The sequence below is a fragment of the Pseudomonas sp. EGD-AK9 genome (assembly GCF_000465935.2).
Lineage (GTDB): Bacteria > Pseudomonadota > Gammaproteobacteria > Pseudomonadales > Pseudomonadaceae > Aquipseudomonas.
The window spans coordinates 1-10,456 of record NZ_AVOF01000067.1 but is presented as its reverse complement, the minus strand read 5'-3'; the positions used below and the strand labels follow the sequence as shown (position 1 = coordinate 10,456).

The following is a 10,456-nucleotide window of genomic DNA, read 5'->3' as shown; positions in this document are numbered from 1 at the left end:
CATTTCCGTCGCCGTCTCGATGCCGGTAAAACCGCCGCCGGCCACCACCACGGTATTGCGCGCCGCCGTCTGCGGGCGCTGCGCCAGGCCCAGCAGGTGCTGCTCCAGGCGCGCCGCTTGCTCGATCTCGTCCACGTCGAACAGGTGCGCGTCCATCCCCGCCTGCGTCGGGCGCAGCAGGCGGCTGCCGGAGGCCAGCACCAGGCGCTGGTAGCCCAGCTCGGCGACGCGGCCGGCGGCGTTGCGGTAGCTGACCTGCTGGCGCTGCGGATCGATGCCCTCGGCGCTGCCCTGGACGAACTCGACGCCCACCGCTGCCAGCAGCGCTGTCAGCGGCGCCTGCATGGTATGCACCTCGGGCTCGTAGAAACGCGGGCGGATGCGCAGCTGCGGCTGCGGCGCGAGCAGGGTCACGGCGATATCCGTGCGCCCGTGCCGGTCGAGCAGGCGCATGGCGCTCAGCGCGCTCCATACCCCGGCGAAACCGCCACCGACAATCAGAATGCGTTGTTTCATCTGGTACTCCTGGCTTGGGCTCTTGGTGTTTGACGGGCCCATGCTAGGAGAGGAGCATTTCGGCAGAAATGACAGATACCCCGGAAATCATGCCAAACCGTCCGCGCACCATCCTTTTTCTCGCCTATCCGCAAGTCGGGTTGCTCGACCTCACCGGCGCGCAGACCGTGTTCTGGGCCGCCAGCAAGGCCATGCACGCGCGCGGCCTGCCCGGCTACCAGCGCCTGACCGCCAGCCTGCCGGGCGGCCTGGTCGGCAGCGCCGAGGGCCTGGTGGTGCAGACCCAGGCGCTGGCCGAGGTGCCGCTGGCGCAGGTCGACACCCTGATCGTGCCGGGCGCACCGGAAATCGAACGGGCGGTGGCCGAGTCCGCCGAGCTGATCGCCTGGATCGGCGCCAACGCACGGCGGGTACGGCGCACCGCCTCGGTGTGCAGCGGCACCTTCCTGCTGGCCGAGGCGGGGTTGCTGGAAGGCAAGCGCGCGGCGACCCACTGGGCCATGTGCGACATGCTCAAGGCGCGCTTTCCGGGCATCGAGGTGGACAGCGACGCGATCTTCGTCGAGCAGGGCGCGCTGTGGACCTCGGCCGGCGTCAGCGCCGGCATCGACCTCGCTCTGGCGCTGGTGGAGGCCGACTGCGGCCGCGAGGTGGCCATGCAGGTGGCGCGGGAGCTGGTGGTATTCCTCAAGCGCCCCGGCGGCCAGGCCCAGTTCAGCGAGCTGCTGCAGGCCCAGGCGCGCGATACCGCGACCTTCGACGAACTGCACCGCTGGCTCGGCGACAACCTGGACAGTCCGGCACTCGGCGTCGAAGCCATGGCCGAGCGCTGCCACATGAGCCCGCGGCATTTCTCCCGGCTGTACAAGCAGAAGACCGGGCGCACCCCGGCCAAGGCGGTGGAGATCTTCCGCCTGGAAGCGGCGCGGCGCCTGCTGGAAGACTCCAGCCGCAATATCGACCAGATTGCCCGGCAGTGCGGCTTCCGCGACGAGGAGCGGATGCGCGCCACCTTCCAGCGCCACCTGGCCATTTCCCCGCGGGACTATCGACGGCGCTTCTCGCGCTAGGCGCCTGCGGCCTGTTGGCCTAGCGGCGACCCAGCACCGGCGCGTGCTGCGCCATCAGCTCGACCACCCAGTCGATAAATACCCGCAGCTTGGCGCTGACGTGGCGGTTGGGCGGGAAGGCCAGGTACAGCGGCATCGGCTCGAGCCGCCAGTGCTCCAGCAGCGGCACCAGCTCGCCGCGCTGGCGGTGCGCCTTGGCCATGTAGTCCGGCAGCCAGAGGATGCCCAGGCCGGCCAGGCCGGCGGCGAGGTAGGCGTTGCCGTCGTCCACCGCCAGCACGTAGCGGCCCTGCACCTTGAGGCTCTCGTCGCCGCACTGCATGGCGTAGGGCAGCGGCTTGCCGGCGCGCGCCCAGAGGAAACCGACGATGCGGTGATGGCTGTCCTCCAGCTCGCGCGGGTGGCTGGGCGTGCCGGCGCGCTGCAGGTAGCTCGGCGCGGCGTACACGCCCAGCTGCAGGTCGCCCACGTGCCGCGCGATCAGCGACTGATCGGCGATCTCGCCGCCGCGCACCACGCAGTCCACCTTGTCGCCGATCAGGTCCACCACGCGGTCGCTCACCCCCATGTCCAGCTGGATGTCGGGGTAGCGCGCATAAAAGTCCGGCAGCGCCGGCACCAGAATCATCCGCGCCAGCGGGCTGGGCACGTCCACCCGCAGACGCCCCCTGGGCAGGGCGGCGGCGCTGGAGAGGCTGGTTTCGGCGTCGTCCATATCGGCCAGCAGGCGCACCGCGCGCTCGTAGTAGGCGGCGCCGTCGGCGGTGACCGCGACCCGGCGCGTGGTGCGGTTGAGCAGGCGCACGCGCAGCCGTGCCTCCAGCTGCTGCACCAGCTGCGTCACGCTGGTCTTGCTCATGTGCAGCGTCGTCGCCGCCTTGGTGAAGCTGCCGGCCTCCACCACGCGCACGAACGCCTGCATCGCATCGAAACGGTCCATTGCTCTTCTCACTCATGGGGGATTGTTTGGATTCTACAAACAGTCATGACCAGAGTTGCCGGTTTATCCAGCCCGACGCGCTTCTTACAGTGGCTCCATCTCAAGCAACGGGCCGCAGCGGCCCATGGAGACCCGCAATGACCAGCAAACGCGATGTGGTATTCCCGCCCGACCGCCATGCCCTATACGAGCTCCACCGCTATTCGCCGGCGATCCGTTCCAACGGCTTCCTGTTCGTCTCCGGCCAGGTTGGCAGCCGCCAGGACGGCTCGCCCGAGCCCGACCTCGAAGCCCAGGTGCGCCTCACCTTCACCAACCTCAATGCGATCCTGGCCGAGGCGGGATGCAGCTTCGCCGACGTGGTCGACACCACCATCTTCATGCTCGAGCCCGATGCGAAGTTCGAGACCATCTGGGAGGTGGCGGCCGAGTTCTGGGGCCAGGCGCCTTACCCGACAGTGACCGCCATCGGCGTGACCTGGCTGGCCGGCTTCCAGTTCGAGATCAAGGTGATCGCCAAGCTGCCGGAGGGCGCGGCGGGTTGAGCGGACCGGGATAGCTTGTGCACAGCGCTGATGGGCCTCGCGACGTTTAGCCATCCTGCTTGGAGCGGCTATTCGTGGGCCTTGCTTGTCATATCGCAGTGTTGAGTTGCGGCAGGCTTGCAACCAGCAGTTACCTGCGGCGGCAGGCCGAGCGGAGCCAGACATTCAATGACATGAGTTTCGCGGTATGCCCGCGATGTTGGGCATCTGATTGCTTTGCGCCTGAGCGGCGAACAGCCATGCAATGTGGCGGTATGGAGCATATGGAGGGCGCTTTTATCGCTCGGCTGGAATGCACGTTCAGTAGAGTTGGACTGCTTCAGAGCAATGCGAACCTGTTGCGCTATTGGGTGGCGCGAGGTTGGACAGGAGCCTCGGAACTCACGCACCGACCCGTGCACCGGGGCCTCGTCACGTGCCTGGGCGAAAGTTGCTCCGCGGCTTTCTTACCTCATGTTCTGACTTGCTGAAATCAATTCCAGCAGCCCATAGGGTGCTCGTCATGCGTTCAAATGCTGCGGTCGTAGTGTTGCTAACCAGCCTGGTGGCGGCGACCTATGGCTTCGGGATATACCTGTTTGCCCAGCTCGTACCCGATATGCAGGCATCTTTGGGTTTCGGCTTTTCCTACGTCGGCACTATCACCGCCTCAGCGCAGCTGGGTTTTCTACTCTGCGCAATGCTGGCGGTCTGGCTGACGCCCAGGGTGGGCGGTGGCAGGATGATAGTGGCGTCGGGCGCTGTGTGTGCAGTCGCGTTGCTACTGATTCCGTTGTCGAACAACACCTTTTTTATAGGTGTACTGCTGACCCTGTTGGCGGGCACTGCAGCGACGGTCTTTGTGCCTATGGTCGATGTTATCGCCAGGGTGGTCGCCTACCGTTACCGCGGTTTGGCCATGGGACTGGTATCCAGCGGTACCAGCTATGGGGTAGCTATCAACAGCCTGTTGGTGCCCATCTACGCCCCCCAAGGGGAGTGGCGCAGCGTTTGGTGGGTAGTTGGGTTGCTGACGATGGCGATGGCTGCGCTGGTGCTGGTGGTGTTCAAGAGGGGAGGCTTGCTCGGCCAAACCGTGTCGCCAACCTCAGCAGCCACAACAAGCGAGGTCGCCTTACCCAGCTTGCGCTCAGAGTTGATAAAACCTTGGGTATTGCTGATCTGGTCGATGAATTTCTTGATAGGTTTCGCCACCTTTCCGTTTCAGACCTACCTCTCGTCTTACCTGCGTACCGAGCTTGGCTTTGACGTGCAATACACTGCTCAGGTCTGGGCCGTGATCGGTTTCGTCGGCATGTTCGCTGGTCTCGCAATTGGCTGGCTCTCGGACCGAACCCGACTACGCGCGGCGATGTTTCTGGTGTATGGCTGCGTGGTGATGGCAGCGCTGATATTCGTGATACAGCCCTCGGGCCATTGGCCCCTGGTCGCCGCAGTGCTGTTCTCCACTGCCTTCTACCCCATTTTCGGCCTTATTCCCGCTTACGTTTCCAAGGTGGCATCGTCCAGCGCCATGGCCGTTTCCATCTTTGGTATCGCTAATGTGATGCAAGGTTCTGGCGGCATGCTCGGCAACTATGGTGCGGGGCTATTGGCCAATCACAGCGGCAGCTTTGCCGGGGTATATGCCGTCATAAGCGGAGTGGGTGTGTTGCTGATAGTGCTGACGCTAAAACTGCCCAGAGAATTACCAGTAGCCGCTTCTGCGGGTTTGGCCGCTAGTTAATCGCGCGGATTGGCTGCTGCGCATGGGCCGGTGGCCACAAAAAGGGAAGGGCGTAGCTGAACGAGCGCGCCCTTATTGGCGGCGCTGGCTTACCTCGGTTGCAGCATTCGGGTACAGGTCGCGATCCCGAGGTTGCTGAATGCCCACTCAGGCCAACGGCCCTCTACGACTGGTCACTTGGATCGTTTTCATCCACTCGACTCTTACCCCTCGAACCGCCCCTCGTTCTCCCGATCCCGCTCGTAGCGCCTGTCGAGCGGAAATGCCGGCAGCCAGGCCTCGCGCCTGATGGTCCAGAGTTCGTAGGTGGGGGTCAGCTGGTTGGGGGCGTCCAGCGAGCCGAGGTTCACTTCGATTTCATCGGCCGTGCGCGAGAACACCGGTGAGCCGCAGCGCGGGCAGAAGTGGCGGCCGGCGTAGTGGGCGGTTTCGCCCTCTATCTGCACCGCGCGCTCGGGGAAGATCGCCGAGGTGTGAAAGAGGGCGCCGTGGTGTTTGCGGCAGTCCAGGCAGTGGCACACGCCGACCCGGTAGGGCCGGCCCGTGGCGACGATGCGCAGGTTGCCGCACAGGCAACCGCCGGTGAATCGCTCCATTTCGGGGTCCTCTGGTTGCAGCAGGCAGTGCCCAAGACCATAGCAGGCGAGTGGTGCCATTGGGGGGCGTCGCGCACGGCTCGCGCTATTGCCTGCTGGAGCCCTAGCCGGCGGAGCCGGGCAGCCTGCAGGCCGAACTGCTGCAGTGGTTGCGGGCGGCAGAGGCCTGGTCTCGGCCTCCTGCGGGCGCTCGGCGGCATGTATCATCAGGCAGATGTTCGCGGCCGAAGCCGCTCCTACTGGGGGCGTTGCGGCCGCTGGACCAGGGCTTTCCGTATCCGGGGCTGGCCGCAGCCGGCCGGCCCCGCCATCAGTGAGTGACGACACCATGATCGAGGTAACCGAAGTTTCCATTGCCGAGCTGCGCGCCGCGCTGGAGGCCGGCCGCACCACGGCGGTCGAGCTGGTCCAGGCCTACCTGGCGCGGATCGAGGCCTACGACGGCCCGAACACGCCGACCAAGCTCAACGCGGTGGTGGTGCGCAACCCCGATGCCTTGAAGGAAGCCGAGGCCTCCGATGCGCGCCGCGCCCGTGGCGAGAGCCTCGGCCCGCTGGACGGCATTCCCTACACCGCCAAGGACAGCTACCTGGTCAAGGGCCTGACCGCCGCCTCCGGCAGCCCGGCGTTCAAGGACCTGGTGGCCCAGCGCGACGCCTTCACCATCGAGCGCCTGCGCGCCGCCGGCGCCATCTGCCTGGGCAAGACCAATATGCCGCCGATGGCCAACGGCGGCATGCAGCGCGGCGTCTACGGCCGCGCCGAGAGCCCGTACAACGCCGCCTACCTCACCGCGCCGTTCGCCTCGGGCTCGTCCAACGGCGCCGGCACCGCCACCGCCGCCAGCTTCGCCGCCTTCGGCCTGGCCGAGGAAACCTGGTCGAGCGGCCGCGGCCCGGCGTCGAACAACGGCCTGTGCGCCTACACGCCGTCGCGCGGGGTGATCTCGGTGCGCGGCAACTGGCCGCTGACCCCGACCATGGACGTGGTGGTGCCCTATGCGCGGACCATGGCCGACCTGCTTGAGGTGCTCGACGTGGTGGTGGCCGACGATCCGGACACCCGCGGTGACCTCTGGCGCCTGCAGCCCTGGGTGCCGATTCCCAAGCCCTCCGAGGTACGCCCGGCGTCCTACCTGGCGCTCGCCGCCCAGCCCGGTGCGCTCAAGGGCAAGCGCCTGGGCGTGCCGCGCATGTTTATCAATAAGGACGAGGAAGCCGGCACCAGCGACAACCCCGGCATCGGCGGGCCGACCGGCCAGCGCATCCACACCCGTGCCTCGGTGATCGCGCTATGGGAGCAGGCGCGCCAGGCGCTGGAAGCGGCCGGCGCCGAGGTGGTGGAAGTGGACTTCCCGCTGGTCTCCAACTGCGAAGGCGACCGCCCCGGTGCGCCGACCGTATTCAATCGCGGCATCGTCACCCCGGAATTCCTCCACGACGAGCTGTGGGAGCTGTCGGGTTGGGCCTTCGACGATTTCCTGCGCGCCAACGGCGACCCCAAGCTCAACCGCCTGGCGGACGTCGACGGCCCGCAGATATTCCCGCATGACCCGGGCACGCTGCCCAACCGCGAGGGCGACCTGGCCGCCGGCATGGACGAGTACGTCAATATGGCCAAGCGCGGCATCCGCTCCTGGGACCAGATTCCCACCGTGCCGGATGGCCTGCGCGGCCTGGAGCAGACTCGCAATCTGGATCTGGAGGACTGGATGGACGGCCTCAAGCTCGACGCGGTGCTGTTTCCCACCGTGGCCGACGTCGGCCCGGCCGATGCCGACGTGAATTCCGTCTCCGCCGATATCGCCTGGAGCAATGGCGTGTGGGTGGCCAACGGCAACCTCGCCATCCGCCACCTGGGCGTGCCGACGGTCACCGTGCCGATGGGGGTGATGGCCGATATCGGCATGCCGGTGGGGCTGACCTTCGCCGGCCGCGCCTACGACGACTCGGAGTTGCTGCGCCTGGCCGCGGCCTATGAGGCCACCGGCAGCAAACGCCTGATCCCGCCGCGCACGCCGCCGCTGGGGTGAGTGGGGAGGCTGGGAGGGCTTTGCCGTAAAGCGCCCCCCAGGGTTTTATCCCGCAACCAACTCGCTTACTGGCGCAGATCCACCGCCGGCGCGCCCTGGCCGTCGAACAGCTGCGCCGGGTTGCGCGGCAGGATGCTCGGGCGGCCTTCGTCGGCGCTGCCGAGGATGCGGATGTCGCTGTATTTCTTGCCCGACAGCGCGGCCAGGCCGGCGCCGTCGCGCACCACGGTGGGCCGCAGAAAGACCATCAGGTTGCGTTTGATGTGGGATTCGCGGGTAGAGCGGAACAGCCCGCCGAGCAGGGGGATGTCGCCGAGCAGCGGCACCTTGGACACCGATTCGGTGACGTCGTCCTGGATCAGCCCGCCGAGCACTATGACCTGGCCGTCGTCGGCGAGGATGGTGCTCTTGATCGAGCGCTTGTTGGTCACCAGGTCCACGGCCTGGGCGTTGAGCCCGGTGCTGGGGGCGATGGAGGAGATTTCCTGCTCGATCTCCAGGCGCAGGGTGGCGCCTTCGTTGATGTGCGGGGTGACCTTGAGGGTGACGCCGATGTCCTTGCGCTCGATGGTGGTGAAGGGGTTGTTGGCCCCGGCCGCATCGGTGGTGTAGGAGCCGGTCTGGAACGGCACGTTCTGCCCGACCAGGATTTCCGCCTTCTGGTTGTCCAGGGTCAGCAGGCTGGGGGTGGACAGCAGGTTGCTCTTGCTGTTGGCCGACAGCGCGGTGACCAGCGCGCCGAAGTTGTCGCTGCCGATGCCGATGATGGCGCCGTCGGGCAGGGTGGTGTTTTCCGGCACCTCGCCGCTCTGCAGGATCTGCAGCACGGTGCCCACCGACAGCCCGGTGCCGGAGAAGTTGACCCCACCCAGGCCGCCGGTGCCGCCGCTGCCGCTGCGCGCATCCACCGCCCACTGCACGCCGAGGGCGTCGGTGATGTCGCCGGAGACTTCGACGATGGCCGCCTCGACCATCACCTGGGCGCGCGGGATGTCGAGCTGGCGCACGATGTCTTCGAGGGTGGCGACCAGATCGGGCTCGGCCAGCAGCACCAGGGCATTGAGGCTCTCGTCGGCGCGGATGAGGATGTTCGACGGCTTGCCGGCGGTCTCGCCATCCTGCTGGTTCTTCAGCCCTTCGGAGATTTCCCCGAGGGTCTCGGCCAGCGATTTGGCGTCGTTGTGGCGCAGGCGGATCACCCGGGTGTTGGCCGAGCGGCTGGTGGGGGTGTCCAGTGACTGGGCCAGGTTGGCCAGCTTGGCGCGGGCGTCCGGCGGGCCGAGCAGGATCAGGCGGTTGGTGCGCGCGTCGGCCACCACCTGGGTGGCGCTGGCGCCCTTGGCCTGGCCGCGGGCGATGGCGGTATTGAGCACTTCGGCGGCGTCCATCACCCAGGCGTGCTGCAGGTTGATCACGCTGTAGTCGCGGGCTCCGGTCTGGTCGAGCTGGCGCATCAGATCCTGGATACGCGCGATGTTGGCGCTGCGGTCGCTGATGATCAGCGCGTTGGAGGAGGTGACGGCAGCCAGGTGGCCATACTGCGGCACCAGCGGGCGGATCAGCGGGATCAGCTCGGCCACCGGCGCGTGCTGCACCTGGATCAGGCGGGTTTCCAGGCGATCGGGTGCCGGGCGGCCTTCGCCGGCTTCGGCCTTGGCCTCGGCGTTGGGCACGATGCGCGCCTGGTCGCCCTGGGTCAGCACGCTGAAGCCGTGGGTGGCCATCACCGAGAGGAACAGCTGGTAGACCTCGGTCAGATTGAGCGGGGTGTTGGACACCACGTTGACCTGGCCCTTGACCCGTGGGTCGACGACGAAGGTCTGCCCGGTGATGGCGGCGACCTGATCGATGAATTCGCGGATGTCGGCGCCCTTGAGGTTGATGGTCCAGCTTTCGTCCTGCTGGTTGGCGCTGGCCGGCACCTGTTCGATCTGCGCCAGCAGGGGTAGGGGGGCGGCGGCCAGGCCGGCGGCGAGTAGGGCGAGGGTCAGTCGGCTGCGGATGGCATGCATCGGTTCATTCGCTTTCCATGGGCTGATCGGAGGGCGTTTCTTCGGGCAGGGTACCGGCGGCTTCCATCTGCTCGCGCAGCGCCTGCATGCGCTGGCGCAGTTGTTCGAGGTTGTCCTGCTCCAGCTGGTCGAGTTGATCGAGGGCGGCGTCGGCCGGTTCGGCCGGGGGCGTGTAGACATACTGGCCGCTCTGCTGGCGGGGGAAGGCGAGGCTCTCGCGGCGGCCGTTGCGCAGCAGTTCGACGCGGTCGGCGTAGACCGCATCCAGGCGCACGCCGTTGTCCACCTCCATGCCCGCGGCGTAGCGCTGGGCGCTATGGCCCTGGCGCTGGATCAGCGCGCTGGAGCGTTGCGGGTCGCTGTGGACGAAGCTGCCGAGCAGGGTCAGTTGCAGGTTGGTGGCCGGTGGTGGGCCGCTGTCGTCCTGTTTGGCGCTGCCGAACAGCTGGGCGAGGGGCGCCTGGCTGGGTTGTTCCAGGGGGCTGGCGGCCTGGCTCGGTGGCTGCAGCGCGGGGCCGCGCACCAGGCGCAGCAGCTCGGCGCTTTGCCAGGCCAGGCTGACGCTGAGGGCGATCAGCACGAGCATGCCAAGCACGCTCGGGGCGTTGTCCTTGAGGCGCTGGGGGAGGGCCAAATGCATTACTCCGGAAACGACGTTCTAATTCTTTTTATGTGCTATGCGTCGCGGGCCGATCATAACAGCCTGCGTGGCATTGGCATCCCCTATATGGGGTGGGTGTGCCGTATTGGGCAATGTGTTAAAGATATTTCGATAAGCATTACAAAAAAGATCGTCGCGAGGGACAAACAGTCAAGTTGGGCTGTAATACTCGCGACAAGGTTCCGTTTCAAGGCTCATCGCATGAACGCTTCGCTGCTCGAGACTCCCCTGCGCCGTCTGCCCTTCAGTTTCGCCAAACGTCACGGCGTGGTGTTCGTGCTGCACGAGGGGCGCGCCTGCCTGGCATATCGGGCCGATTGCGAGCCGGTGGCGTTGGCCGAGGCGCAGCGTTTCGCCG

General features: G+C 66.8%; 9 protein-coding genes. 4 read left to right on the top strand and 5 right to left on the bottom strand.

The window, feature by feature from the left end:
- The coding region (locus N878_RS03750) for an FAD-dependent oxidoreductase (RefSeq protein WP_021442352.1) at positions 1–516 on the bottom strand (516 nt) is incomplete at its 3' end.
- Positions 517–605: 89 nt separating this feature from the next.
- Here N878_RS03750 and N878_RS03745 point away from each other — a divergent pair.
- Positions 606–1,586 (top strand): GlxA family transcriptional regulator, encoded by a 981-nt coding sequence (locus tag N878_RS03745; protein WP_021442351.1) that lies wholly within the window; start codon positions 606–608, stop codon positions 1,584–1,586.
- Positions 1,587–1,605: 19 nt separating this feature from the next.
- Here N878_RS03745 and N878_RS03740 read toward each other — a convergent pair whose 3' ends face one another.
- Positions 1,606–2,526 carry a LysR family transcriptional regulator gene (locus N878_RS03740; RefSeq protein ID WP_021442350.1) on the bottom strand — a complete coding sequence of 307 codons (921 nt, stop codon included), beginning with the start codon at positions 2,524–2,526 and terminating at the stop codon, positions 1,606–1,608.
- 137 nt (positions 2,527–2,663) lie between these two features.
- Here N878_RS03740 and N878_RS03735 point away from each other — a divergent pair, with 137 nt between their 5' ends.
- Entirely contained in the window at positions 2,664–3,071 is a 408-nt protein-coding gene (locus N878_RS03735) for a RidA family protein (RefSeq protein ID WP_021442349.1), read from the top strand.
- 502 nt (positions 3,072–3,573) lie between these two features.
- Positions 3,574–4,797, top strand: a complete 1,224-nt coding sequence (locus N878_RS03730; RefSeq protein WP_031302700.1) for a nitrate/nitrite transporter — start codon at positions 3,574–3,576, stop codon at positions 4,795–4,797.
- 203 nt (positions 4,798–5,000) lie between these two features.
- Here N878_RS03730 and N878_RS03725 read toward each other — a convergent pair whose 3' ends face one another.
- A complete protein-coding gene (locus N878_RS03725) occupies positions 5,001–5,393 on the bottom strand; it encodes a GFA family protein (protein WP_021442347.1) in 393 nt (130 codons plus the stop codon).
- Positions 5,394–5,721: 328 nt separating this feature from the next.
- Here N878_RS03725 and N878_RS03720 point away from each other — a divergent pair, with 328 nt between their 5' ends.
- Positions 5,722–7,425 (top strand): amidase, encoded by a 1,704-nt coding sequence (locus tag N878_RS03720; protein ID WP_021442346.1) that lies wholly within the window; start codon positions 5,722–5,724, stop codon positions 7,423–7,425.
- 65 nt (positions 7,426–7,490) lie between these two features.
- On the opposite strand, the gene gspD is transcribed toward N878_RS03720, so the two are convergent.
- The gene (gene gspD / locus N878_RS03715; RefSeq protein WP_021442345.1) at positions 7,491–9,437 is read right to left on the bottom strand and encodes a type II secretion system secretin GspD; all 1,947 of its coding nucleotides are present in this window, start codon (positions 9,435–9,437) and stop codon (positions 7,491–7,493) included.
- Between the two features lie 4 nt (positions 9,438–9,441).
- Positions 9,442–10,077, bottom strand: coding sequence for a type II secretion system protein N (locus tag N878_RS03710; RefSeq protein ID WP_021442344.1), 636 nt, complete (start codon positions 10,075–10,077; stop codon positions 9,442–9,444).
- Positions 10,078–10,456 lie beyond the last annotated feature (379 nt).